Annotated in this window: 19 protein-coding genes and 1 tRNA gene; 10 read left to right on the top strand and 10 right to left on the bottom strand. The window is 70.8% G+C overall.

The window, feature by feature from the left end:
• Nucleotides 1–111: 111 nt before the first annotated feature.
• The 3 genes from ABZT74_RS31295 to ABZT74_RS31285 form a co-directional block, all read right to left on the bottom strand.
• Nucleotides 112–1,101 (bottom strand): acyl-CoA dehydrogenase family protein, encoded by a 990-nt coding sequence (locus ABZT74_RS31295; RefSeq protein ID WP_356440458.1) that lies wholly within the window; start codon nt 1,099–1,101, stop codon nt 112–114.
• A gap of 371 nt (nt 1,102–1,472) precedes the next feature.
• On the bottom strand, nt 1,473–2,021 hold the full coding sequence (locus tag ABZT74_RS31290; RefSeq protein WP_355873997.1) for a carbonic anhydrase: 549 nt from the start codon (nt 2,019–2,021) through the stop codon (nt 1,473–1,475).
• A 477-nt stretch (nt 2,022–2,498) separates the two neighbouring features.
• A complete protein-coding gene (locus ABZT74_RS31285; protein ID WP_356440455.1) occupies nt 2,499–3,347 on the bottom strand; it encodes a DUF429 domain-containing protein in 849 nt (282 codons plus the stop codon).
• Nucleotides 3,348–3,488: 141 nt separating this feature from the next.
• Here ABZT74_RS31285 and ABZT74_RS31280 point away from each other — a divergent pair, with 141 nt between their 5' ends.
• The 6 genes from ABZT74_RS31280 (at nt 3,489) to ABZT74_RS31255 (ending at nt 12,311) form a co-directional block, all read left to right on the top strand.
• Entirely contained in the window at nt 3,489–4,496 is a 1,008-nt protein-coding gene (locus tag ABZT74_RS31280; RefSeq protein ID WP_355874001.1) for a LacI family DNA-binding transcriptional regulator, read from the top strand.
• A gap of 146 nt (nt 4,497–4,642) precedes the next feature.
• Nucleotides 4,643–5,998, top strand: coding sequence for an extracellular solute-binding protein (locus ABZT74_RS31275; RefSeq protein ID WP_356173849.1), 1,356 nt, complete (start codon nt 4,643–4,645; stop codon nt 5,996–5,998).
• A gap of 1 nt (nt 5,999) precedes the next feature.
• Nucleotides 6,000–6,989, top strand: coding sequence for a sugar ABC transporter permease (locus ABZT74_RS31270; protein ID WP_356440452.1), 990 nt, complete (start codon nt 6,000–6,002; stop codon nt 6,987–6,989).
• A gap of 11 nt (nt 6,990–7,000) precedes the next feature.
• A complete protein-coding gene (locus ABZT74_RS31265) occupies nt 7,001–7,885 on the top strand; it encodes a carbohydrate ABC transporter permease (RefSeq protein ID WP_356173844.1) in 885 nt (294 codons plus the stop codon).
• Nucleotides 7,886–8,033: 148 nt separating this feature from the next.
• On the top strand, nt 8,034–10,547 hold the full coding sequence (locus ABZT74_RS31260; protein ID WP_356440448.1) for a CBM35 domain-containing protein: 2,514 nt from the start codon (nt 8,034–8,036) through the stop codon (nt 10,545–10,547).
• A gap of 93 nt (nt 10,548–10,640) precedes the next feature.
• Nucleotides 10,641–12,311: a glycoside hydrolase family 13 protein gene (locus ABZT74_RS31255; RefSeq protein ID WP_356440445.1), complete on the top strand. Its 1,671-nt coding sequence runs from the start codon at nt 10,641–10,643 to the stop codon at nt 12,309–12,311.
• 85 nt (nt 12,312–12,396) lie between these two features.
• Here the strand turns inward: ABZT74_RS31255 and ABZT74_RS31250 are convergent.
• Nucleotides 12,397–12,481: transfer RNA gene (locus ABZT74_RS31250), tRNA-Leu, on the bottom strand.
• Nucleotides 12,482–12,635: 154 nt separating this feature from the next.
• On the opposite strand from ABZT74_RS31250, the gene ABZT74_RS31245 reads away from it, so the two are divergent.
• The gene (locus ABZT74_RS31245; RefSeq protein ID WP_356440442.1) at nt 12,636–13,955 is read left to right on the top strand and encodes a DUF2254 domain-containing protein; all 1,320 of its coding nucleotides are present in this window, start codon (nt 12,636–12,638) and stop codon (nt 13,953–13,955) included.
• Between the two features lie 50 nt (nt 13,956–14,005).
• Here the strand turns inward: ABZT74_RS31245 and ABZT74_RS31240 are convergent, their stop codons facing one another.
• From ABZT74_RS31240 to sucC, 3 genes are all read right to left on the bottom strand, one after another.
• On the bottom strand, nt 14,006–15,577 hold the full coding sequence (locus ABZT74_RS31240; protein ID WP_356440439.1) for an aldehyde dehydrogenase family protein: 1,572 nt from the start codon (nt 15,575–15,577) through the stop codon (nt 14,006–14,008).
• 170 nt (nt 15,578–15,747) lie between these two features.
• A complete protein-coding gene (gene sucD, locus ABZT74_RS31235) occupies nt 15,748–16,674 on the bottom strand; it encodes a succinate--CoA ligase subunit alpha (RefSeq protein WP_356440437.1) in 927 nt (308 codons plus the stop codon).
• 11 nt (nt 16,675–16,685) lie between these two features.
• Nucleotides 16,686–17,816, bottom strand: a complete 1,131-nt coding sequence (gene sucC / locus ABZT74_RS31230) for an ADP-forming succinate--CoA ligase subunit beta (RefSeq protein ID WP_356440434.1) — start codon at nt 17,814–17,816, stop codon at nt 16,686–16,688.
• A gap of 167 nt (nt 17,817–17,983) precedes the next feature.
• On the opposite strand from sucC, the gene frc reads away from it, so the two are divergent.
• The 3 genes from frc to ABZT74_RS31215 all read left to right on the top strand — a co-directional run bounded on the left by frc (nt 17,984) and on the right by ABZT74_RS31215 (nt 22,175).
• The gene (frc, locus tag ABZT74_RS31225) at nt 17,984–19,216 is read left to right on the top strand and encodes a formyl-CoA transferase (RefSeq protein ID WP_356440431.1); all 1,233 of its coding nucleotides are present in this window, start codon (nt 17,984–17,986) and stop codon (nt 19,214–19,216) included.
• A gap of 164 nt (nt 19,217–19,380) precedes the next feature.
• Complete coding sequence (locus ABZT74_RS31220; protein ID WP_356173827.1) at nt 19,381–20,769, top strand: OFA family MFS transporter; 1,389 nt, start codon at nt 19,381–19,383, stop codon at nt 20,767–20,769.
• Nucleotides 20,769–22,175 carry an OFA family MFS transporter gene (locus ABZT74_RS31215; protein WP_356173825.1) on the top strand — a complete coding sequence of 469 codons (1,407 nt, stop codon included), beginning with the start codon at nt 20,769–20,771 and terminating at the stop codon, nt 22,173–22,175. The genes ABZT74_RS31220 and ABZT74_RS31215 overlap by 1 nt, the downstream gene beginning before the upstream one ends.
• A gap of 133 nt (nt 22,176–22,308) precedes the next feature.
• On the opposite strand, the gene ABZT74_RS31210 is transcribed toward ABZT74_RS31215, so the two are convergent.
• From ABZT74_RS31210 to ABZT74_RS31200, 3 genes are all read right to left on the bottom strand, one after another.
• Nucleotides 22,309–23,313 carry a sugar phosphate isomerase/epimerase family protein gene (locus ABZT74_RS31210; RefSeq protein ID WP_355874037.1) on the bottom strand — a complete coding sequence of 335 codons (1,005 nt, stop codon included), beginning with the start codon at nt 23,311–23,313 and terminating at the stop codon, nt 22,309–22,311.
• Between the two features lie 11 nt (nt 23,314–23,324).
• Nucleotides 23,325–24,617 carry a Gfo/Idh/MocA family oxidoreductase gene (locus ABZT74_RS31205; RefSeq protein WP_356440428.1) on the bottom strand — a complete coding sequence of 431 codons (1,293 nt, stop codon included), beginning with the start codon at nt 24,615–24,617 and terminating at the stop codon, nt 23,325–23,327.
• Nucleotides 24,618–24,697: 80 nt separating this feature from the next.
• Nucleotides 24,698–25,747 (bottom strand): substrate-binding domain-containing protein, encoded by a 1,050-nt coding sequence (locus tag ABZT74_RS31200; RefSeq protein WP_355874042.1) that lies wholly within the window; start codon nt 25,745–25,747, stop codon nt 24,698–24,700.
• Nucleotides 25,748–25,765 lie beyond the last annotated feature (18 nt).

Genomic DNA, 25,765 nt, shown 5'->3' with positions numbered 1-25,765 from the left:
CGTTACGACAAGACCGCCACCATCTACCTCGCCGGACTCCACCTCGCCGCCATCTTCATCTGGTCCGCAAGGTGATCCAAAGGAAACGACCTAGCCGGCACCCGGCCGGCTTCACGTCGGCGCGAGGGTTCCGGCGGAGCGGCCAACACGGAGGCCGCCTTCTCCTGAACCCGGCGCGCCGGACCGGCCGTCCACGGACGGGGCCCGGCCAGGGCGTGCGCCCTCCGACCTGCCACCCGCCGGGCACGCGTCCGCCAACTGCCCGTCTCCCAAAGGCACTTCCCCGGCTCTCGGCGCCGCTGTGGCCATCGCGTCCGTCAGTTCCAGCAGCCAGGGCCGCACGACGCCGAGGACGATCTCCAGGCCCGCGCCGTCCGGTCCGAGCATCGCGTCGGCCGGAACGAGCACCGGATCGGCGCACACGGTCGAGGTCCCGCTGCCGCCGGGGCCCCCGCCGCAGGGGCTCGCCGGGACGAACAGGTCGGGGGCGTGCGCCGGAACGACCCACAGGGTCCCGCCGTCCCAGCCCGCGAGCCGCCGGGAAGACCCCGACGGAGCCTGCGGCCGCGTCGGTCGAGATACCTCCAGGGCCTCGGACAACCAGAGATAGCTGTCCGCCTCCCCCGCGGCGACCACGCCCCGCCGGCGGCCCCGCAGGGTGACGACATCACCGGATCGAACCGCGGCCGGGCCGTCCTCCCCCGGCAGCAGGGGCCACCGACCCACCCCCTCCCCGGCAGGACCACGCTCACCGGGGCCACTGTCCCCGAGGGCGAGCGTGGCGAGATGCCGTCCGGCGGCGATCTCACCCCGCAGCCAGACGCTCCCGTACACGCTCAGGGCGGCGACCGCGGCGAAGTGCGAGGTGAGGACGGCGGCGGTCGCCGGGCAGACCGAGGCCGTCCGTGCCACCACCTCGGCGGCCTCCGCACGTCCCCGACCGCCACCGCCGTCGGGCGCCGCGGCGGTGAGGCCGAGCAGCCCCGCGCGCCCGAGGGCCGTCACGGCTGTACGCGGGAACCGGCCCTGCCCACCGGTCACTTCGGCGGCAGGTGCGACGACGTCGGCGAGGACCGCGGAGAGAGAACTGCGGTACGACACGGGGTGACCCCCTTCTGGAAACCGGACCGGCCTCCCACGGGAACGCCAGGGGCACCCATCCGCAGGAATTGCATACAGTATGCCGCTCATCATCGGAGTGCACCAGAGGACGAGACGCGGGATTCCGGCCGCGGCGGGTCCGGCCTCCCCCGACGCGTACGTCAGGGGAGGCGCGGCGAGGCGGCCCGCCCGCCGCCGGAGAGCCGTCGGGCGACGGCGGTTCAGGACGCCCGCACGGAAGCGCCGGGGGACCTCAGGACGGAACACCGGGGGACGGGACACCGCGGACGCCGGGACCGGCTGTCGGGTGGGAGCCCCGGGCGCCGTCCGCGGGGACGGTGCCACCGGGACGGCGCGTGAAGGGGTCCGGCTCAGACCCCGGGGTCGATCTCCCGCAGCAGCCCTGTGGTGACGTCGAAGACGAAGCCGCGTACGTCATCGGTGTGCGGCAGGAACGGTGAGGTCCGTACACGCTGCATCGACTGCCGTACGTCCTGGTCCGCGTCGCGGAACGCCTCCACCGCCCAGGCCGGCCGCTGCCCGACCTCCATCTCCAGCTCGTGCCGGAACTCCTCGGTCAGGGTCTGGAGACCGCATCCGGTGTGGTGGATCAGTATCACGCTGCGCGTACCGAGGGCGCGTTGGCTGATCGTCAGGGACCGGATGGTGTCGTCGGTGACGACCCCTCCGGCGTTGCGCACGGTGTGACAGTCGCCCAGTTGGAGACCGAGCGCGGCGTGCAGATCGATCCGGGCGTCCATGCAGGCCACGACGGCGACCCGCAGGACGGGCCGGGCATCCATGCCCGGGTCGGCGAACCCGGCGGCATAGGTGCGGTTGGCCGCCACGAGACGGTCGATGACCGAGCCGTCACCGGGGGGACCGTCGATGGACGAGTCGAGTCGGGGTGCTGAAGTCATGCTGGGCTACCTCACTCCGGTCAGGGTTCGAAAGGAGTACCGCGTCGATGAGCATGCCCACGCGACGACGCCACAGGCACGCGTCACCGGGCCGAAGGGACCGGCCGGCGCGTGGACCGGCCGGGGGTCTCCGCCCGGTGGACCTGGGACTCCGGCGCCCTCGGCCCGCACTCACCGGCCGCGCGGCTCGCGAGCAGGCTTCCGGGGCGGAGGGACATCGCGCGAACACACGTACAGGATGGTGCATACGGTATCCAGGAACCAGCATTCTTGAACCGTCGGCCGTTTCTGTCCAGACGGCCGGAGCCGCCCGAACGCTTCCCCTCGGCGTACGCGCGCCGGCGGCACACCGCAGCGACGGACGACGGTCCGCCCCCGCGGGGCGGGCGGTCCCGTCGGCGGCCTGGCGCCCACCTCCAAGCGGCGTCCTGCGCACCTCCCTTCGGCGTCGCGCGCACCGCCCGGCGCCGACACCGTTCACCGGCCGGCGTCGTCCCGTCGCTGCTCCGTCCGGGCGGGCGCGATGATCGTGGCCACCTCTCCCCCGGGAACGCGGGCGTCGGACGCACCCGGACCGAGCACCTGACAGCGCGCCAGGCCATGACGGGCCCACAAGGAGGCCGTCCACGCGCACAGCAGCGCGTCGATGAGGTCCTCGCGGTGCTTGTACGCTCCGGCCGCCTCGGGCGTTGGCTCCTCGACCAGACGGCGCGCGACCGGGTGCGACGCGAGCCGCAGCGGAGGGTCGGCCGTCGCGAGGCCCGTCAGACGGGCGATCAACTCGTCGCAGGCCGCCGCCCGGACCGCGCGCCACCGCGCCGTCGGCACGCTCGCGGGCCGCCGCTTGTACGTGGGCCGCTGCACCGGATAGCCCAGCTCGGGCGCGCCCACCAGCGTCGTGTACGGGTAGCACTCGGACAGCGCGCCCCCGTCGGCCGGCGGTCCGCCCCGGCCGTCGTCGTACCTCCAGCCCGCCGATCGCAGCCGGTCGAGGAGCAGCACACCGGCCAGCCGCGGGGACGCCAGGTTCGTGCTGTTCGCGCTCACCTTCCAGCGTCCGTAGCGTCGGCCGACCTCCCGTTCACAGGGCCGCTGCCCGGAGGGGTTGTCCACCACGAGCGGGGCGTCGACGAAGACGAGGGACGACGAGCCGTCCCCCGCCACCGAGGCGATCCGGTCCGCCGTCTCGTCGACCCCCCGGGTCCAGCCGCAGTCGATGATCTCGCCCCGCGCGTCGATGACGGCGACACCCGTCTCGTTCGGCCGGGCGCGGGCCCCGCCGTGGGCCCAGGCGAGGTCGATGCCGATGAACCGTTCAAGCGCCATGGGTCGGTTGTACCCGCACGGCGGGCCGCGAACAGGGATGCGGGCCCGCCCCGATCACCGGCCGATCACCCCCACGGCATTACTGTCACTTTCTTGCGTAGATCTGATTCGGTTTTGCGGTCACGGTTGTACAGTACCCGTGTGACAACGAGACTCTCCGAGGTGGCCGCGTTCGCCGGCGTCAGTGAAGTGACCGTCCGCCGGGTGGCGAGCGGAAGTCCGGTCGTGGCGCCCGCCACCCGGGACAAGGTGCTCAGGGCCTTCGACGTGCTCGGCCTGGAGCGCCCCGCGGCCGGCCGGAGCGAACGCGCGCCGCTGGTCGGCCTGGTGGTGCCCGAGCTGCAGAACCCCGTCTTCCCGGCGTTCACGGAGGCGCTCGCCGGACGCCTCAACAAACAGGGACTGATAGCCGTCCTTTGCACCCGCACCGCCGACGGGTCCTCCGAAGCCCACTACATCCAGCGCCTGTTGGGGCAGAACATCGGCGGCATCGTCTTCGTCGGGTCCAGTTACGCCGACGCCGGACCCGAGCAGAGCAGGGCGTTGCGGGACCGCAGGATCCCCCTGGTGCTCATCAACGCGGCCGACGAGAACCGCGGTCCGGCACAGGTCTCCGCGGACGACGCGCAGGCAGCCGAACAGGCGTTGACGCACCTCACGGCCCTGGGGCACGAGCGGATCGGTCTGGTCGCGGGACCGATCGGGCACGTCCCCTCGGCCAGGAAACTCGCCGGGTACGCGGCCTTCTGGCGCGCCCGCGGAGTGCCGCCCGAGGAGTGGCACGGCTGGGTGGCGCACACGATGTTCTCGATGGAGGGCGGCGCCACGGCGGTACCCCAACTCACCGCCCAGGGCGTCACCGCGGTGGTGTGCGCGAGCGACGCCCTGGCGCTCGGCGTGATCCGCGGAGCGCGTCGCCAGGGCCTTGCGGTGCCCGACGACTTCTCCGTCGTGGGGTTCGACGACTCGCTGTTCATGGTCGCGACCGACCCACCTCTGACGACCGCCCGGCAGCCGGTGCAGGCGATGGCCGACGCGGCGATCACCGCCCTCGTCACCCAGCTCAACGGGCAGCCGCCACCGGCCGAACCCCTGCTCTTCGGCACGGAGTTGATCGTGCGCGGATCGACCGCCGCCCGCCCCCGCTGACGACATCGCGTCACACGACTTCGTCAGCGCGATCAATTTTTTGCGTACTTTCATTGACGATTTGCGTGACAGCTTTTACGGTCTGCGTCATCGCTGCTGCCCGGGAACCGGCGTCCCCGGGCTCACTTCAGGAAGGCGCTGATCGTATGGCCGACTCTCTTTCCCGCCGTGGCTTCGTCGGTGCGGGTATCGCCTCGACGCTCGCTCTCGGACTCTCCGCCTGCGGCGGCTCCTCGTCGTCCGAGGGGAAGGGCGGCAAGGTGACGATCTCCGTGAACGGCATGCCGCCGAAGACGCAGCCCGTCGACCGCAAGTGGTACGAACAGGACGTCAGGGACTTCGAGAAGAGCCACCCGGACATCAGGATCGACGCCCGCGAGGGCTACATGGACCCCAAGACCTTCTCGGCGAAGCTCGCGGGCGGCCAGCTGGAGGACGTGTACTACGTCTACTTCACCGACCCCTCCGGCCTCATCCAGCGCCGTCAGGGCGCGGACATCACCCCGTACCTCAAGGGAGTTCCCTACGTCGAGGACATCGCCCCCGCGTTCAAGAAGGTCTTCACCGGGCCCGACGGCAAGATCTACGGCCTCCCGAACGGGCAGTACTCCCTCGGACTGATCTACAACCGCGACCTGTTCAAGAAGGCCGGACTCGACCCCGACAAGCCGCCGACCACCTGGGACGAGGTCCGCGAGGCCGCCCGGCGGATCACCGCACTCGGCGACGGCATCGTGGGCTACGCCGACTACAGCAAGAACAACCAGGGCGGCTGGCACCTCACGTCATGGGTGTACTCACTCGGCGGCGACATCGCCACCCGCCAAGGGGGCCGCTGGAAGGCCGCGTTCGACAGTGACGCGGGGCGGCAGGCGCTGACCCATCTGCACGACATGCGCTGGACCGACCGCAGCATGGGCACCCGGCAGCTGCTCCAGATCGAGGACGTCCAGAAGATGATGGGCTCCGGGAAGCTCGGCATCTACATGGCGGGACCCGACAACATCCCGACCATCGTCAAGCAGTTCGAGCGCGAGTACGCCGAGTTCGGCGTCGCCGCCATGCCCGGCACGGCGACCCTGGGCGGCGGCAACGGCTTCATGTTCAACCCGAAGGCCTCGCCCGAGAAGATCAGGGCCGGCGTCCAGTGGATCCAGTGGAAGTACCTCAACCCCGACCGCGCCGAACACGACGACAAGCGCTCCAAGGGCGGTGACGTGCCCATCGGCCTTCCGCTCGACCGGCTCTACACGGCCACGACGCAGGCCAAGGTGGACGCGGTCCACGCACGGTACGCCACCGTCCCGCAGGAGAACTACAAGCCGTTCATGGAGCGCAACAGCGCTCTGGCGCAGAAGGTCGAACCGCCGAACGCCCAGCAGATCTACACCGTCCTCGACAGCGTCATGCAGGCCGTCCTCACCCGGGAGAACGCGGACATCGGCCACCTTCTGGCCGACGCCGCGAAGAAGGTCGACTCGATACTCGCCACGGTCAAATGACATGACCGTGCAGCCCCTCACCCCGACCCCGAACTCCGCACGACAGCAGCCCACTCCGACGGCGCCACCCACCGCCCACAAGACCGCGGGTCCGCCCGCGCCGGGCGGGGCGAGCCCGACCAGGCGGCGCCGACGCGTCCGCGAGAACCTCGTCGCCTACGCGTTCCTGACCGCGGGTGTGCTCTGCTTCGCGCTGTTCTCCTGGTACCCGATCGTCCGCGGCTGGCTGCTCGGCTTCCAGCAGGTCACGTTCGCGCAGCCCGCCGAGTGGGTGGGCTGGGACAACTTCCGGCGGCTCTTCGAGGACCCCCTGTTCGTCACCGCGTGGCGCAACACCGGGTACTTCACCCTGCTCGCGCTGGTCTTCGGCTTCGCGGCCCCCTTCCTCACCGCGGTCGTGCTGAACGAACTCCGCCACGGGCGGGCGTACTTGAGAATGACCGTCTATCTGCCGGTGATGCTCCCGCCGATCGTGACGATGCTGCTGTGGCGCTGGTTCTACGATCCCGGCCCCGGCCTCTTCAACAACGTGCTCGAGTTCGTGCACCTGCCGGCGCAGCAGTGGCTGGAGTCGGAGCACCTCGCCATGGTCTCGCTGGTCCTCGTCTCGACCTGGGCCAACATGGGCACCACCACGCTGATCTACCTGGCGGCACTCGGCGGCATCCCCGGCGAACTGTACGAGGCGGCGGAGATCGACGGCGCGTCGATCCGGCAGCGCCTGTGGCACGTGACCCTGCCGCAGATGCGGTTCATCCTGATGATCACGCTGCTGCTCCAGGTCATCGGGACGATGCAGGTCTTCATCGAGCCGTACGTCCTGACCGGCGGCGGCCCCGACGACGCGACGGTCACCGTGCTGCTCCTGCTGTACCGCTACGCCTTCATCTACAACGACTTCGGCATGGCCAGCGCCATGAGCACCGTGCTCTTCGTGGTGCTCGGCACCTTCGCGGCCGTCTATCTCCGGCTGACCCGGACCAAGGGCTGAGAGGAACCGACATGGCCGGCACCGCCGAACGCACGCTGATCGCGCCCACCGAGATGTCCCGCCGCACCGGCAGGATCCTCTACCGCACCGTCCTCACGCTCACCCTGACCGGTTTCACCCTCGCCTTCGTCTTCCCGCTCTACTGGATGGCGACCGGCGCGCTGAAGTCCTCGGCGGAACTCGCCGACCCGAACCCGACGCTGCTGCCCCACACCTGGCACCCCGAGGCCTACGCCGACGCCTGGACCAACGTGGGCCTCGGCACCTACTTCCTCAACACCCTGCTGCTCGCGCTGGGCGCCTGGCTGTTCCAGCTCGTCATCGACGTGTCCGCCGCCTACGCCCTGTCCAAACTGCGCCCGGCCCTCGGCAACATCGTCCTCGGGATGATGCTGGCGACCCTGATGCTGCCGGTGTCGGCGCTGCTCGTACCGACGTATCTGACCGTGACCGACGTGCCGCTCGTGCACGTCAACCTCATCAACACGCCCTTCGCCCTCTGGCTCCCCGGGGCGGCCAACGCCTTCAACATCTTCATCCTGAAGCGGTTCTTCGACCAGATCCCGGGCGAGCTCCTCGACTCGGCGCGCATCGACGGCGCGGGACCGGTCCGCGTCCTCGTCTCGATCGTGCTGCCGCTGTCCCGTCCGGTACTGGCCGTCGTCTCCATCTTCGCGGTGGTGGGCGTCTGGAAGGACTTCCTCTGGCCGATGCTCGTGCTGCCCGAGCCCTCGAAGCAGCCGATCACCGTCGCCCTGGGCCGCCTCGCGGAGTTCATGCCCGCCAACCAGCTCCTCGCCGGGATGGTCATGGCCTCCGTCCCCCTGCTGGTGCTCTTCCTCGTCTTCCAGCGCCACATCATCACGGGCCTGACCGCGGGCAGCCTCAAGGGCTGACACCCGCACCCCGCGCCCACCGGCACGTCTCTCCCCCCGATCCCCTCGGCCCGCCTCCCGGCCGAGCGCTGCCCGCGACCGGGCAGCCCCGTTCCCGTCCGAACCGAACCCCCACGGGCGAGCCGCCCCGACGGAAGGACAGATCGCCATGTCACGATCACCGGGAATCCGCACCAGAGCACTCGTTCCCCCCTTGCTCCTCGCCCTGCTGGCCGCACTGCTCTGCGCGGTCGCCGCACCCAGGGCCCACGCCGCCTCCAGCACCCTGGAAGCCGAGTCCGCGGTCCTCTCCGGCGGGGCCGTCGCCGAGACCGAACACCCCGGCCACACCGGCACCGGCTACGTCGGGGGCTACACCGACACCCACAAGGGCACCGCGTCCACGTCGTTCAGCGTCTCCTCGGCGGTGGCGGGCAGCGGATCCCTCAAGATCCGGTACGCCAACGGCACCACCGCCGGCATGACGCTCAGCCTGTACGTCAACGGCGGCAAGGTCCGGCAGATCAGCCTCCCCGCGACCGCGAACTGGGACACCTGGTCCACCACCGACGAGGCCCTGACCTACCAGAAGGGCGCCAACACCGTCGCGTTGACGTTCACGTCCTCCGACAGCGGGAACATCAACCTCGACAACGTCACACCCACCACGCCCACCGCCCCCACGGGGAGCGTGACGCACGAGGCGGAGAACGCGTTCGCCTCCGGCGGCCCCGCCAAGGCCTCCTCCGTGACAGGCCACACCGGCAGCGGCTACCTCACCGGGTTCGGCACCACCGGCGCCCGCGCGGCCTTCGCCGTCAACTCCGCCGACGCGAAGACCGCCCCCGTCGACGTGCGCTACCGCACGCCCGACGCCACCGCCGCGACGATCACCCTGATCACCAACGGCCTCACCGTCCGCCGGCTCTCACTGCCCGCCACCTCCGGCGCCTGGCAGAGCCTGACGACCGACGCACCCCTGCGCGCCGGCCTCAACAACCTCACCCTGCGCAAGGAATCGGGCGACAACGGCAACCTCCAGCTGGACGGCCTGAACATCACCGCGGCCACCGCGAACGCCACCCGCGGAGCCACCGTCCCGTACACCACCTACGAGGCGGAAAGCGGCAGCACCAACGGCTCCGTCACGGGACCCGACCGCACCTACCTCACGATCGCGTCGGAGGCCTCGGGCCGCAAGGCGGTCGTGCTCGACCAGACCGGCGAATACGTCCAGTTCACCCTCACGAAGCCGGCCAACGCCCTCACCCTGCGGTACTCGATCCCGGACAACGCCTCGGGCACCGCGTACGAGGCTCCCTTGAGCCTGTACGCCGCCGGCAGCCACCTCCGCGACGTCACCCTGACCACCAAATACAGCTGGGTGTACGGCGGTTACCCCTACTCCAACGACCCCTCGCAGGGCTCCGGGCACCACTTCTTCGACGAGGTCCACGTCCGGCTGGCGAGCACCCTGGCCGCCGGAACCGTGCTCAAGTTCCAGAAGGACGCGACGGACACCGCCTCCTCGTACACCCTCGACCTCGCCGAGACCGAGACCGCGCCCGCCGCGTACGCCATGCCCGCCGGATTCGTCTCCGCCACCACGCTCGGCGTCACCGCCGACGACGGCTCCGACGACACCGCCGCGCTCAACTCCGCCGTCGGCACCGCCAAGAGCCAGGGCAAGGGACTCTGGCTGCCGTCCGGCACCTACGACATCTCCGGGCATGTGAACCTCACCGGCGTCGCCCTGCGCGGCGCGGGCGAGTGGTACACCGTGCTCCGCGGAAAGAACGGCAAGGGCGGCCTGTTCGGCCAGGGCGGCACCAACACCGTCCAGGACCTGAGCATCTCCGGAGACGTCACCTACCGGGACGACGCCGGCTTCGACACGGCCGTCGAGGGCGACTTCGGCAGCGGCTCCACCGTCCAGAACGTCTGGATCGAACACACCAAGGTCGGCCTGTGGATCGACGCCCCGACGACGGGCCTGTACGCGAGCGGCCTGCGCATCCGCGACACGTTCGCCGACGGCGTCAACCTCCACAAGGGCACCGCCGGCACCGAGATCTCCAACTCCAGCATCCGCAACACCGGTGACGACGCGCTCGCGATGTTCTCCGAGGCCCAGGCCGTCACCGACTGCGTCTACCGCTTCAACACCGTCCAGGTCCCCCTGCTCGCCAACGGAGCGGCGATCTACGGCGGCAGCGACAACCGCATCGAGGACAACCTGATCTCCGACACGGTCACCGCCTCCGCGGGCATCGCGATCAGCACCCGCAACTTCAACCCCGCTCCGCTGCCCTTCGGCGGAACCACGACCGTCGCCCACAACACCCTGACCAGGACGGGCGGTTACGAACCGAACTGGCAGAGCAGGTTCGGCGCGCTGTGGATATACGCCGACGCCTCCGACATCACCGCCCCGGTGAACGTCACCGACAACACCATCCTCGACTCCACCTACAGCGCGGTCCTCATCTCGTACCAGAAGACCGTCAGCAACCTCACCGTCTCCGACCTCACCGTCGACAGGACCGGCGCGTACGGCATCGAGATCAACTCCGCGGGCTCCGGCACCTTCTCCGGCGTGACCGTGACCGGCACGGCGTCCGGCGGCCTGAACCTCGCCGGCGGCTTCACCGTCAACCGCGGCTCCGGCAACTCCGGCTGGTAGCCCCCACGTACGCGGGCCCGGTCGCAACGCCCCGCAGGCCGGGCCCGCCCAGCTCCACCCGGCACACGCAGCAAGCAACGAAGAGGAGTCCACGTGACCGAGCGCGCGCCTCGTACCGCCGCCCCCTGGTGGCGACACGCCGCGATCTACCAGATCTACGTCCGCAGCTTCGCCGACGGCAACGGCGACGGCGTCGGCGATCTGGCCGGCGCCCGCGACCGGCTGCCGTACCTGCGTGAACTCGGCGTGGACGCCCTGTGGTTCACCCCCTGGTACGTCTCCCCGATGGCCGACGGCGGCTACGACGTCGCCGACTACCGGGACATCGACCCCGTCTTCGGCACCCTCGCAGAGGCAGAGGCCCTGATCACCGAGGCGCACGCGCAGGGCCTGCGCGTCATCGTCGACCTCGTGCCCAACCACTGCTCGGACCGGCACCCCTGGTTCCAGGAGGCACTCGCCGGAAGCCCGGCGTCACCGGCGCGCGACCGCTTCTGGTTCCTGCCCGGAAGCGGCGAGCGGGGCGAACTCCCGCCGAACGACTGGCAGTCGTACTTCGGCGGCCCCGCCTGGACCCGCGTCGTCGAGGACGACGGCACACCCGGCGACTGGTACCTGCACATGTTCGCGCCGCAGCAGCCCGACCTGAACTGGGAACACCCCGCGGTGCGGGCCGAGTTCGAGGACATCCTGCACTTCTGGCTGCGCCGCGGAGTCGACGGGTTCCGTATCGATGTCGCCCACGGCCTCGCCAAGAAGCCCGGCCTGCCCGACGTCGGCACCGCCCCCGACCCGGCCGATCTCCCGTACCAGGACGTCGACGACGTCCACGATGTCTACCGCTCCTGGCGCAAGATCCTCGACGGCTACGACGGGGAGCGCACCTTCGTCGGCGAGGTGTGGCTGCCCACCGCCGAGCAGTTCGCCCGCTATCTGCGCCCCGACGAGCTGCACTCGGCGTTCAACTTCGACATCCTGTGCTGTCCGTGGGACGCGGAGGCGCTGCGCCGCGTCGTCGACACGACGCTCGCCGCGCACGAACCGGTGGGCGCTCCGCCGACCTGGGTCCTCTCCAACCACGACACCATCCGGCACGTCACCCGCTACGGCCGCGAGGACACGTCCTTCGACATGTCCGACAAGCGGCTGCTGGACCCGAGCGACACGGAGCTGGGCCGCCGCCGGGCCCGCGCCGCGGCCCTGCTCACCCTGGCGCTGCCCGGCGGGGTCTACGTGTACCAGGGCGACGAACTCGGCCTGCCCGAGGTGCGGGACCTGCCCGACGAGCTTCTCCAGGACCCCACGTTCGCCCGCTCCGGCGGCACCGACCGGGGCCGTGACGGCTGCCGCATCCCACTGCCCTGGACCGCCGGCGGACCCGCGCTCGGCTTCTCCCCCGCGGGCTCGACGGGCACCCCGTGGCTCCCCCAGCCCGCGGACTGGGACGGCCTCGCTGTGGCCTCCCAACAGACGGACCCGGACTCGGTCCTGCACCTCTACCGCAGGGCCCTGACCCTGCGCCGGACCCGGCTGACCCACCTCCCCGAGACCCTGACCTGGGCCGAGGAGGGCCCCGGCGTCCTGAGCTTCACCCGCCCGGACGGCTTCCACTGCCTGACCAACCTGTCCCCCACCCCCCACCCCCTCCCCCGGGACACCGACGTGACCCTGTCCAGCGGCCCCCTGGACGAGGACACGGAGGGCCGGCTGACGGTCCCGGGCGACACGTGCGTCTGGTGGTGGGAACGGGGGCCGGGGGCCTGAGACGGGGTATCCGGGGGCGAAGCGCCCCCGGAAAACACAGATGGTGCAGACCGATTCCGGTCTGCACCATCTGTGATGATCTCTGTGTCCGAGGGGGGACTTGAACCCCCACGCCCATAAGAGGGCACTAGCACCTCAAGCTAGCGCGTCTGCCATTCCGCCACCCGGACGAGGTGTCTGCCGCCTGGCCGGGGGTGTTCCCCGCGGCGACATGGACAACAATACCAAGCTTTCGGAGTGCCCTTCACCTGCATATCCGGGCCCTCGGAGCGGGTCCGCGCGGCGGGACGGGGGTGCGCCTACAGTCTCACCATGGGTGACTGGATGACTACCAGGGGCTTGCCGGAGGGGCGGCGGCCGAGAGCGCTGTCGCCGTTGCGGGAGCATCTGAGGGACACGTTCTGGTTCGCGCCCACCGCGGCGATGGTCCTCGTCTTCGTGGTGTGGACGGTGGCCGGCGCGATCGACGCCGCGATCGTGGAGTCCCTCCAGCGGTCGCGGGACTACGACACGCTCGACAACCTGCTGCAGCTGGCCGAGGACACCAAGACCGTGGTGACGTCGGTCAGCTCGGCGATGATGACCTTCATCGGCGTGGTCTTCAGCATCTCGCTGGTCGCCGTGCAGATGGCGAGCGGGCAGTTCAGTCCGCGGGTGGTGCGGATCTTCGTACGGAGCCGGATCACCAAGGCGACCTTCGCGGTGTTCCTCGCGACGTTCCTGCTGTCGCTCCTCGTGCTCACCTCCTACGAGTCGAACGCCGAGGCACGGCTGGTGACCTCGATCCCGCTGGTGCAGTCGGTGCTGACGCTCCTGATGCTGGGGCTGAGCCTGCTGCTCTTCGTCCTGTACGTGAACCAGACGCTGCGGCTCATGCGCATCAGCCATGTCATCGACCACATCACCCGGGACGCGTTCAAGGTCGTCGGGCAGATGCCGGTGGCCCGTTCGACCGGCGAGGAGGACGCGCTCGGGCCGGAGACCGCGCGGGTCGCCCATCAGGGACGGGCCGGAGTGCTGCGGGACGTGAACATCGCCCGGCTGGTGCGGGCGGCCCGGCAGCAGGACGTCGTGCTGCGGCTGATTCCCCGGATCGGGGACTTCGTCGTACCGGGCACGCCGCTGCTCGCCGTGCACGGAGGGGCCGCGCCCTCGCGGCGGTCGCTGAGCTACACGGTGACCGTCGGGGTGGAGCGGACCTTCCACCAGGACCTGGCGTTCGGGCTGCGGCAGCTCGCCGACATCGGGCTGCGGGCGCTGTCGCCGGCGGTGAACGACCCGACCACCGCCGTCCAGGCGATCGACCGCATCGTGCAGTTCCTGTCCGCGGTCGTCCGTCGGCCGCTCGACACGGCGCTGCACCGCGACCGGCGCGGGGCGGTGCGGCTGGTGCAGCCCGTGCCCGGGTGGACGGAGCTGGTCGATCTCGCGTTCGCGGAGATCCGGGCGTGCGCGGTGGGCAGTCCGCAGGTGACGCGGCGTCTCGTCGCCGGCCTCGACGACCTGCTGCTCGTCGCTCCCGAGGAACGCCGGGAGCCCCTGATCCGGCACCGCACCCTGCTGGTGGAGGCCGTGCAGCTCACGGTCGCCGAGCCCTCGGACCGCGCTTTCGCGCTGCGGCCCGACCGGCAGGGCATCGCGTAGCGGGCCTGCCGCGATCGGGGCGGCGCCCGGCACGGGCGCCGCCCCTCGCCTCACGGCATCAGGTGATGGTCCGGGAAGTTGCCCGGGAGCCGTTCGCCGGGCGGCCCCTGGGTGACCGCGCGGACCAGCAGTTCCCCGCCGACGAACGCGCCGCGCCACGACGCGCCGAAGCCGCCGAACAGTTCGTCGCGGTCGCCGCGCGAGCGGGGCCTGCCGTGGCCGACCTTGAAGGCGCGGATCTGCGGGGCGAGTCGGTCGTACGTCGCCTCGTCGTCGGTGGACAGGGTGGCGACCAGCGCCCCGTTCGAGGCGTTCATGGCGGCGAGCAGTTCGGCCTCGGTGTCGACCAGGACGATGGTGTCGACCGGGCCGAAGGGTTCCGCGTGGTGCAGCGGCGAGGACGGGGGCGGGTTGAGGAGGGTGACGGGCTGGACGTACGCCGAGGTGTCCTGGCCGGGCAGGAAGCGTGCGTCGGCCGGCTTGCCGCGGTGCAGCGGTACGGCGCCCCGGTCGATGGCCTCGGCGACCTGGTCGTGGAGTTCCTTGGCCTTGGCCGCGTTGATGACCGGGCCGAAGTCGAGCGAGGGGAAGGGGTCGTCGGGGTGTTCGACGGCGAGGGGGTGGCCGGTCCGCAGGGTGCGGACGGCGGGGAGGTACGCGGTGAGGAAGTCGTCGAAGAGGGAGCGCTGGACGACGAAGCGCGGGTAGGCGGTGCAGCGCTGCTTGCCGTAGTCGAAGAGCTTGGGGACGACGGCGGTCAGCGCGTCCCAGTCGGTGTGGTTCCAGATGCCCCAGGTGTTGAGGCCCTCCTGTTCGAGGACGTGGCGCTTGCCGAGGTCGGCGACGGCGGTGGCGACGGCGGCGCCGGTGTCACGGCCGCCGACGAAGGAGACGCAGCCGATCTCGGGCGCGCGCACGAGCGCCTCGGACAGTTCGCCGCCGCTGCCGCTGACCAGGGTGACGGGGACTCCCTCACGGGCGGCGAGGGCGCAGGCCAGGGTGAGGCAGGCGACGCCGCCGTCGGTGGGGGTCTTGGCGATGACCGCGTTGCCGGCCAGGGCCTGCACCAGCATCGCGTGGACGAGGACGCTCATCGGGTAGTTCCAGCTGGCGATGTTGGAGACGGGTCCGTCGAGCGGGGTCCGGCCGTCGACCATGGGCTCGATGCCGTCGACGTACCAGCGCACCCCGTCGATCGCCCGGTCCACGTCGGCCTGGGCGAGCCGCCAGGGTTTGCCGATCTCCCAGACGAGGAGCAGGGCGAGGAGTTCACGGTGTTCGGTGAGGGCGTCGAGGGTCGCCGCGACGCGGGCGCGGCGTTCCGCGAGGGGCACGTGGCGCCAGGCGCGGTGCTGGTCGAGCGCCGCGCCGACGGCTTGGCGGGCGGTGGCGCCGTCGAGGCGGGGCGGGCCCGCGATGGGGGTGCCGTCGACGGGGCTGGTGGCGGGCAGGCTCCGGCCGTCCGGCTGCCAGGCGGCGTTCCAGAGGTTGAGGACGCGGTCGTCGCGGAAGGCCTCGGGGGCGGCGCTGAGGCAGCGCCGCCAGGCGTCGGTCCAGGCTGTTCCGGACTTGAGGACGAGGGAGTTGCGGGGTTCCGCGGTGGTGGGGTCGAGGGTGGTCATGGGTGTCTCCGCTCTCGGTGCACAGTCAGGGGCGGGGGGCCCGGCCTCTGCCGTGCGGCAGGTCGCCCGGGCCCGCGCGAACAGGCGTCGCGCGGGTAAGGGGAAGGTAGTGAGGCGGCGCGCATTCCGGGAGTCACCTCACGTCGACTATGAGTGAGGTCACGTCGGATTCAGGCGGGCCGCGCCGGGGTGTTCAGCCGGGCGCGGACCAGACGGGCCGTTTCGGTCGGGGTCTCGCCCACGGGTACGCCGGCCGCCTCCAGGGCCTCCTTCTTGGCCCGGGCGGTGCCCGAGGAGCCGGAGACGATGGCGCCGGCGTGGCCCATGGTCCTGCCCTCGGGGGCGGTGAATCCGGCGACGTAGCCGACGACGGGTTTGGTGACGTGGTCGCGGACGAAGGCGGCGGCCCGTTCCTCGGCGTCGCCGCCGATCTCCCCGATGAGGACGACGAGTTCGGTGTCGGGGTCGTCCTGGAAGGCGGCGAGGCAGTCGATGTGGCTGGTGCCGACGACGGGGTCTCCGCCGATGCCCACGCAGCTGGAGAAGCCGATGTCCCGCAGCTCGTGCATGAGCTGGTAGGTGAGGGTGCCGGACTTGGAGACCAGGCCGATGGGTCCGGGTCCGGCGATGTCGGCGGGGATGATGCCGGCGTTGGACTGTCCGGGGGTGATCAGGCCGGGGCAGTTGGGGCCGACGACCCGGGTGCCCCGCTCGGCGGCGTGGGCGCGGAAGGCGACGGTGTCGTGGACGGGGATGCCTTCGGTGATGACGACGACGAGGCCGGTTCCGGCGTCGGCGGCCTCCTCGACGGCGGCCCTGGCGAAGGCGGGCGGCACGAACACGACGCTGACGTCCGCCCCGGTCGCCTCGACGCCCTCGCGCACCGATCCGAAGACGGGGACGGACCGGTGCGCCGTGCCGAGGCCCGCGGGGCTCAGCGGGACGTCGAAGCGGACGGTGCGGCCGGCCTTGCGGGGGTTGACGCCGCCGACGACGTCGGTGCCGGCCGCGAGCATGCGGCGGGTGTGCCGCATGCCCTCGGCCCCGGTCATGCCCTGGACGAGGACCTTGGACTCCTTGCTGAGAAAGATGGCCATGTCCCGCTCCTTCACGTGGTGTTGGCGAGGTGGGCGGCGCGGCGGGCGGCGTCGTCCATGGTGGTGGCCCGGTGCACCAGGGGGTGGGCGCGGTCGTCGAGGACGGCGTGGCCGCGCGCGGCGTTGTTGCCGTCGAGCCGGACGACGAGCGGCTTGGTGGGCGGCACGGCGTCGAGAGCCCGCACGATGCCGTCGGCGACCGCGTCGCAGGCGGTGATACCGCCGAAGACGTTGACGAGGACGGCTTTGACGTCCGGGTCGGAGAGGACGACGGAGAGGCCGTCGGACATGACCAGGGCGGAGGCTCCGCCGCCGATGTCGAGGAAGTTGGCGGGACGAGCGCCGCAGCCCGCGATCACGTCGAGGGTCGACATGACGAGGCCCGCGCCGTTGCCGATGACGCCGACCTCGCCGTCCAGTTTCACGTAGGTGAGTCCTCTTGCGGCGGCGGACGCCTCCAGGGGGTCGTCGTGCGGAGCGTCCTGTTCGCCCCAACGCGTCTGGCGGAAACGGGCGTTGTCGTCGAGGGTGATCTTGGCGTCGAGTGCCGTGAGCCGGCCCTGGACGGTGAGGGCGAGGGGGTTCACCTCGACGAGGATGGCGTCCTCGCGGGTCAGCACCTGCCAGAGCCGTACGAGGACGTCGGCGGCCGGGGCCGGTAGTCCGGCCGCCCTGACGATGCCGGCCGCCTTCGCCGGGGTGACGCCTTCCGCCGGGTCGACGGGGACACGGGTCACCGCCTCCGGCCGGGCCGCCGCCACCTCCTCGATCTCCGTGCCGCCCTCGGCGGAGACGACCGCGAGGAACTGTCCGGAGGTCCGGTCGAGGACGTAGGCGACGTAGAACTCGCTCTCGATGTCGACGGGCTGGGCCAGCATCACGGTGCGGACGGGATGGCCCTTGACGTCCGTGCCGAGGACCTGGCGGGCCATCAGCTCCGCCTCGGCGGGGTCGGCCGCGAACCGTACGCCGCCGGCCTTGCCGCGTCCGCCGGTCCTCACCTGCGCCTTGACGACGGCCGGTCCGCCGAGCCGGCGGGCGATGGCGCGTGCCTCGCGGGGCGAGTCCGTGATCTCGGCGCGTGGCACCAAGATGCCGTGTTCCGAGAGGAGTTCCCGCGCCTGGTGCTCGTACAGGTCCATGTTTCGGCTCCCGTCCTGAAAGTGGTGCGCGACCTCTGGACATCACCCAGCGGATGCGGGATAACAATCTTCATACAGTATTCGTCGACTGTATGCAATGTGCCGGGCGGGGTCCGACCACCGGCGGCACCAGGGCGGCCCAAGGCAACGGACAAGTGAGGTGACCTGTGACGACCAAGGCTCTCGAAGGCATCCGCGTGCTCGACATGACACACGTTCAGTCCGGTCCCTCGGCGACCCAGTTGATGGCCTGGCTCGGCGCCGACGTGGTCAAGCTGGAGGCGCCGGGCGGGGACATCACCCGCACCCAGTTGCGGGACATCCCGGACGCCGACTCCCTCTACTTCACGATGCTCAACAGCAACAAGCGCAGCATCACGCTCAACACCAAGACGGAGCGCGGCAAACAGATCCTGACCGAGCTGATCCGCCGCTCGGACGTCATGGTGGAGAACTTCGGTCCCGGAGCGGTCGACCGCATGGGCTTCACCTGGGACCGGATCCGCGAGATCAACCCGCGGATCGTCTACGCCTCCATCAAGGGCTTCGGGGAGGGCCCGTACACCGCCTTCAAGGCCTACGAGGTGGTCGCGCAGGCCATGGGCGGCTCCATGGCCACCACCGGCTTCGAGGACGGGCCTCCGATGGCGACCGGCGCGCAGATCGGGGACTCCGGCACGGGCATCCACGCCGTCGCCGCCGTTCTCGCCGCGCTGCTCCAGCGCACCCGCACCGGACGGGGGCAGCGGGTCAACGTCGCCATGCAGCACGCCGTCCTCAACCTCTGCCGGGTCAAACTGCGCGACCAGCAACGCCTCGCGCACGGGCCGCTCGCCGAGTATCCGAACGAGGACTTCGGCGACGAGGTGCCCCGGTCCGGAAACGCCTCCGGCGGCGGGCAGCCCGGCTGGGCCGTGCGCTGCGCGCCCGGCGGGCCCAACGACTACGTGTACGTCATCGTCCAGCCGGCCGGCTGGCAGCCGCTGACCCGGCTGATCGCCCGGCCCGAACTCGCCGACGATCCCGAGTGGTCCACCCCGCAGGCCCGGCTGCCGAAGCTGGCCAAGATGTTCCAGCTCATCGAGGAGTGGACCAGCACGCTGTCCAAGTGGCAGGTGCTGGAACGGCTCAACGCGCAGAACATCCCGTGCGGGCCGATCCTGTCCACCCGGGAGATCATCGAGGACTCCTCCCTCGCCGCCAACGACATGGTCGTCGAGGTCGAGCACCCCGAACGCGGGTCCTACGTCACCGTCGGCAACCCGCTGAAGCTGTCCGACTCCCCCGTCGAGATCACCGCCTCCCCGCTCCTCGGCGAGCACAACGAGGAGATCTACATCGGTGAACTCGGCCTGGGCGACGAGGAACTGCGGCTGCTCAAGTCCGCCGGGGTGATCTGAGATGGCCTGTCCGTACCTGCTGTTGGGGGGCGCGTCGATGACATGAGTGTGCGCGGGGACGGCCGACGGTGCGCGTCGGCCGGCCCCGGGACCCGTGAGCGCACGAAAGGCATTTGGCAGGGGGCGCTGACCAGATCTTTCGACGCAAGGGGTGCTGGACCGACATGACAACCACCGACTATTCGACCTCCGTCCCCTATCAAGAGGTGACGGACCCGGGCGGCCGGGTGTACCGCATCGGCGAGTCCGACGTCGCCATCATGGGCCGCACACGCAAGTGGATGGTCCTCCTGCCCTGGGCGGGCATGATGGGCATCAGTTCCGCCGAGTACGCGTTCACCTCGGCGGAGGACACCCTGCACGACGCGCATCTGTGGAGCAGCGGGCACATCTTCTGGCTCATGGGTGTCTGGATCTTCTTCCAGGCGGCCGTGGCCTTCCCCGCCGGGCAGCTGCGCGAGAGCGGCCGGCTGCCGGCCCGTACGGCGATGCTGCTGGGCGCGCTGGGCACCCTGCTCGGCTATGTGTCGCTGGCGTACGCGCCCCATGTGGCGGTCGCCTACCTCGGCTTCGGCATGTGCAGCGGTATCGGAGCCGGTCTCGTCTACGCGACCAGCGTGAACATGGTCGGCAAGTGGTATCCGGAGCGCAAGGGCGGCAAGACGGGCTTCGTCAACGGCGGTTTCGCCTACGGCTCCGTGCCCTTCGTGTTCCTGTTCACCTCGTACATGGACCTGGGCAACTACCGGGGTGTGCTGGTGGGCGTCGGTCTGCTGTGCTGCGCGATCGTCGCGGTGGCCGGCTGGTTCTTCAAGGACCCGCCGAAGGGCTGGTGGCCGGCGCACGTGGACCCGCTGAAGGTGTCGGACGACCCCAAGATCCGCCGGGCGCTGGAGAAGAACCCGCCGGCCGTGAAGCAGTACACCCCGAGGGAGGCGGCGCGTACCCCCGTTCTGTGGATGATGTGGTTCTGTCTGCTGTGCACGGCCGGGATCAACATCTTCGGCATCGCCTTCCAGGTGCCGTTCGGCAAGGACATGGGCTTCGCGGGCGGGATCGTGGCCACGGCGATGTCCCTGAAGGCGATCGTCAACGGCACCGGGCGCGGCGTCATCGGCTGGATCTCCGACCGGATGGGCCGCCGGCACACGCTGATCATCGTGTGTCTGGTGCTGGGCACCGCGCAGTTCGGGGTGCTGGTCTCGGGCCAGATGGGCAGCATGCCGTTCTTCCTGTTCTGCTCGATGGTCTCCGGCTTCGGCGGCGGCGCGATCTTCCCGCTCTTCGCGGCCATGACGGCTGACTACTTCGGCGAGAACAACAACGCCTCCAACTACGGCATGGTCTACAGCTCGAAGCTGATCTCGGGCCTGGTGGGCTCCGGCATGGGCGCCGTCGTCGTGGGCGCGTGGGACTACCACGGCGCCTTCGTCCTGGCCGGGTCCGTCGGACTGGCGTCCGCCGTACTGGCCCTGTTCCTCAAGGCGCCGGGCCGACCGCAGGCCCGGAGCATCGTCCCCAATCCGCACCCGCTCGGCGAGGAGATGGCGTGATGACGGCGGAACCCATGGCGGCGAAGGACCGGCCGGACGACTCCGGCGCCTCCCGGCGTGCCTACCGGGAGGTCACCGACTCCCGGGGCCGCGTCTACCGGATCGGCGAGACCGACCGTGACATCCTCGGCCACTCACGGAAGTTCATGGTGTACCTGCCCTGGGCCGCCATGATGGCGATCAGTGTCTTCGAGTACGCGTACGGCTCGGCGGAGGACACCCTGTCCCACGCGCACGGCTGGACGCAGAGCAACACCTTCTGGATTCTGAGTGTCTGGGTGTTCTTCCAGGCGGGCATCGCGTTCCCGGCGGGCTGGATGCGGGAGAGGGGCATCCTCACGGCCCGCAGGGCGATGTACCTGGGCTCGGTGATGTGCGCGATCGGCTTCCTGGCCCTGTCGCACCTGAGCAACGTGCTGCTGGCGATCCTCGGCTTCGGGGTCATCGGCGGCGTCGGATCGGGGCTCGTGTACGCGACCTGCATCAACATGGTCGGCAAGTGGTTCCCCGAACGCCGGGGCGCGAAGACGGGGTTCGTCAACGGCGGCTTCGCGTACGGCTCCCTGCCGTTCATCTTCATCTTCAACTACGCCTTCGACACGGCGAACTACCACCGGGTCCTCGACCTCATCGGCTGCTACGTGATGATCGTCGTGTTCGCCTCCGCGTTCTTCTTCAAGGACCCGCCGAAGAACTGGTGGCCGGCGGACGTCGACCCGCTGACGCACGGCGGCAGCGCGAAGGGAGCCGCGAGCCTCGCGAAGAACCCTCCCGCGGTGAAGCAGTACACGCCCAAGGAGGCCATCAGGACCGGGATGCTCCCCCTGATGTGGGTCGCGCTGGTGATGACCGCGGGTGTGTCGATCTTCGGTATCTCCTTCCAGGTCGACTTCGCCAAGGAGGTGGGCTTCGGGCCGCTGGTGGCGGCCTCGTCGATGGGCGTGATGGCGGTCATCAACGGCGTCGGCCGGGGCGTGGTGGGCTGGCTGTCGGACGCCTGGGGCCGCAAGCAGTGCCTGGTGTTCGTCATCCTGGTCCTCGGCCTCGCGCAGTTCGGGGTGATCTGGGCCGGTGACATCCACAGCGAGGCGCTGTTCCTGTTCTTCGCCTTCCTGTCCGGGTTCGGCGGCGGCGCCTTCTATCCGATGTTCGCGGCCCTGACCCCGGACTACTTCGGCGAGAACTACAACGCCACCAACTACGGCCTGGTGTACAGCGGCAAGCTGATCAGCGGTCTGTTCGGGGGCGGTCTGGGCTCGATGGTGGTCGCGGCCTGGGGCTACAACGGCGCCTACGCGCTGGCGGGCGGCATCTCCATGGTGGCGGCCGTGATCGCCCTGCTACTGCGGCAGCCGGGGCGCAGCACGGCGGACACCTCGGCACCGCAGCCGCAGCCGGTCGGCTGAGGACGGCCGCCCGCACCGGGGCGGCCCGACAGGTGAGGGGCCCTGCCCGCCGGTCCGGCGGGCAGGGCCCCTCACATGGTGCGGTACAGAGGAAGAGGAAAGAGAAGGAATGGCAACAACTACTGTGCGCCGCCTAGTCGTTGCCCGCGAAGGCGGCGTCGAAGGACGCCGACGGCGGGTCGAAGTCGTAGGCCTTCAGACGCTTCAGCGCCTCGGGCGCGCCCTGGAGCCGGTCCATGCCCGCGTCCTCCCACTCGACCGACACCGGTCCGGTGTAGCCGATGGAGCGCAGCATGCGGAAGACGTCCTCCCAGGGGACGTCGCCGTGGCCCGCGGAGACGAAGTCCCAGCCGCGGCGCGGGTCGCCCCAGGGCAGATGGGAGCCGAGGCGGCCGTTGCGGCCGTCGAGGCGCTTGCGGGCCTCCTTGCAGTCGACGTGGTAGATCCGGTCACGGAAGTCGTACAGGAAGCCGACCGGGTCGAGGTCCTGCCACACGAAGTGGGACGGGTCGAAGTTGAGGCCGAAGGCGGGCCGGTGGTCAACGGCGGCCAGGGCCCGGTGGGTGGTCCAGTAGTCGTACGCGATCTCGCTGGGGTGGACCTCGTGGGCGAACCGGACGCCCTCGGCGTCGAAGACGTCCAGGACCGGGTTCCACCGGGTCGCGAAGTCCTCGTAGCCGCGCTCGATCATCGACTCGGGGACGGGCGGGAACATCGCGACGAGGTGCCAGATCGCCGAGCCGGTGAAGCCGATGACGGTGTCGACGCCGAGCGCGGCGGCCGCCCGGGCGGTGTCGGCGATCTCGGCCGCGGCCCGCTGCCGGACGCCCTCGGCCTCGCCGTCGCCCCAGATCCGGGCGGGCAGGATGGCGCGGTGGCGCTCGTCGATGATGGCGTCGCAGACGGCCTGCCCGACGAGGTGGTTGGAGATGGCCCGGCAGGTCAGCCCGTACTTGTCGAGCAGGGCCCGCCGGGAGTCGACGTACGCCGGGTCGGCGAGTGCCTTGTCGACCTCGAAGTGGTCCCCCCAGCAGGCGAGTTCGAGCCCGTCGTAGCCGAAGTCGCGGGCCAGCCGGCAGACCTCTTCGAGGGGCAGGTCGGCCCACTGGCCGGTGAAGAGCGTGAAGGTGCGTGGCATGACGGGCCTCCTCAGACCGCGATGGGGGTGTAGACGGAGTTCTTCTCGGCGCTCTCCTCGACCGCGGCGAGGACGCGCTGCACCTGGAGGCCGTCGGCGAAGGACGGGGTGGGCGGGCGGCCGGCGGCGATGGCGCGGACGAGGTCGCGGGCCTGGTGCACGAAGGTGTGCTCGTAGCCGAGGCCGTGGCCCGGCGGCCACCAGGCGTCGAGGTAGGGATGGTCGGGCTCGGTGACCAGGATGCGGCGGAAGCCGGCGTGCGTGGCGGGCTCGGTGTGGTCGTGGTACGAGAGTTCGTTGAGACGTTCCAGGTCGAAGGCCAACGAGCCGCGCTCGCCGTTGAGTTCGATGCGCAGGGCGTTCTTGCGTCCGGTCGCGAAGCGGGAGGCCTCGAAGGAGGCGAGGGCGCCGGAGGCGAAGCGGGCGGTGAACAGGGCGGCGTCGTCGACGGTGACGGCTCCCGAACCGGACCGCTGGATGCTGCCCGTGGCTCCCTCGTCCGGGCCGCTCCCGGACACGGAACCCGTACCGGCGCCCGCGCCGCCCGCCCCGCTGTCCGCTCCCGGCACGGCGGAGAGGCCACTGGAGGCACCCGCGGGCCACGGCCGACTGCGCACGAACGTCTCGGTGAGCGCGGACACCCCGCCCAGCGGTTCCCCCGCCAGGAACTGCGCGAGGTCGACGATGTGCGCGCCGAGATCCCCGAGCGCCCCCGAGCCGGCCACCTCCCTGCGGAGCCGCCAGGTGAGCGGGAAGTCCGGGTCGACCAGCCAGTCCTGGAGGTAGGTGACCCGTACGTGCCGCAGAGCGCCGAGGCGGCCCTCGGCGACCATGGAGCGGGCGAGCACCGTGGCGGGCAGTCTGCGGTAGTTGAAGCCGACCATGGACAGCCGGCCGTGTCCGAGGGCCGTCGCGGCCGCCGCGGCCATCGTCTCCGCCTCGGCGACCGTGTTCGCGAGGGGCTTCTCGCACAGCACGTGCTTGCCCGCGGCCAGCGCGGCGACCGCGATCTCGGCGTGGCTGTCGCCGGGGGTGCAGATGTCGACGAGGTCGACGTCGTCCCGGGCGATCAGCGCACGCCAGTCCGTCTCGGCCGCCGCCCAGCCGTGCCGGTCGGCCATCGCCCGCACCGCCGCTCCGTCCCGGCCGCAGACGGCGGCGAGGACGGGGCGCAGCGGCAGGTCGAAGACGCGGCCCGCGGTGCGCCAGCCCTGCGAGTGGGCGGCGCCCATGAACGCGTAGCCGACCATGCCGACACGCAGTGGGGGCTTCGCGGCCTCGTCACCCCGGTGCGGCTGTCCCATACGGATGTCCTCCTCGTCGTCGTGGCGCGGTGGGAAAAGGGGCCCGGACCCCCGTACCGGGCCCCTGGAACGGGGGCGGCTCACTTGAAGCCGGTGGACATGTACTGCTTGACGTTGTCCTTGTCGACGACGGCCGAGTAGAGGGTGAGCGAGGCGGGGATCTCGAACTCGGCCAGTCCCCCGATGCCCTTGCCCTGGCCGAGGGTGCGGGCGAGGTCGATCGCGGACGCGGCCATGGTCGGCGGGTACAGGACCGTCGCCTTCAGGACGCTGTCGTCGGCCTCGATGGCCTGGAAGGCGGAGAGCGCGCCCGCCCCGCCGACCATCAGGAAGCCGTCCCGTCCCGCCTGCTCGATGGCCCGCAGCGCGCCCACGCCCTGGTCGTCGTCGTGGTTCCACAGCGCGTCGAACTTCGGCTGCGCCTGGAGGAGTTGGGCCATCTTGGCCTGGCCGGTCTCGACGGTGAACTCGGCCGCCTGGCGGGCGACCTTCTTGACGTTCGGATAGTTCTTCAGCGCCGCGTCGAAGCCCTGGGTGCGCTGCTTGGTGAGCTCCAGGTTGTCGATCCCGGCCAGCTCGATGACCCGGGCGTCGCTCTTGCCCTTGAGCTTCTCCCCGATGTAGTGGCCGGCGCTGAGCCCCATGCCGTAGTTGTCGCCGCCGATCCAGCAGCGGTACGCCTGCGGCGAGTTGAAGATCCGGTCGAGGTTGATGACGGGGATGCCGGCGCGCATCGCCTTGAGGCCGACCTGGGTGAGCGCCTTGCCGTCGGCGGGCAGCACGACCAGCACGTCGACCTTCTTGTTGATCAGCGTCTCGATCTGGCCGATCTGCGCCGCGGTGTCGTTGGAGCCCTCGGTGATCTCCAGGCTGACGTCCGCGTACTTCTTGGCGCGGCTCTTGGCGTTGTCGTTGATGGCGTTGAGCCAGCCGTGGTCGGCCTGGGGTCCGGCGAAGCCGATGGTGACGTGCTTGCCGGGCTTGTCGTCGGCGGCCGGCCGGTCGTTCGCGGCCGGCTTCTCGTCCTTGGTGTCGTTGCTGGTGCAGCCGGTGAGGAGGACGCCGGCCGAGACGGCGGCGGTGCCGAAGAGCAGTCCTCTGCGGCTGGTCAGGCTCATGGGTTCTGGCATGGCGGTGGACCCTTCCCG

It is taken from the genome of Streptomyces sp. NPDC005302 (genome assembly GCF_040607345.1).
In the GTDB taxonomy this organism is placed as follows: Bacteria; Actinomycetota; Actinomycetes; order Streptomycetales; family Streptomycetaceae; genus Streptomyces.
This window is presented reverse-complemented; position numbering and strand designations above follow the sequence as displayed.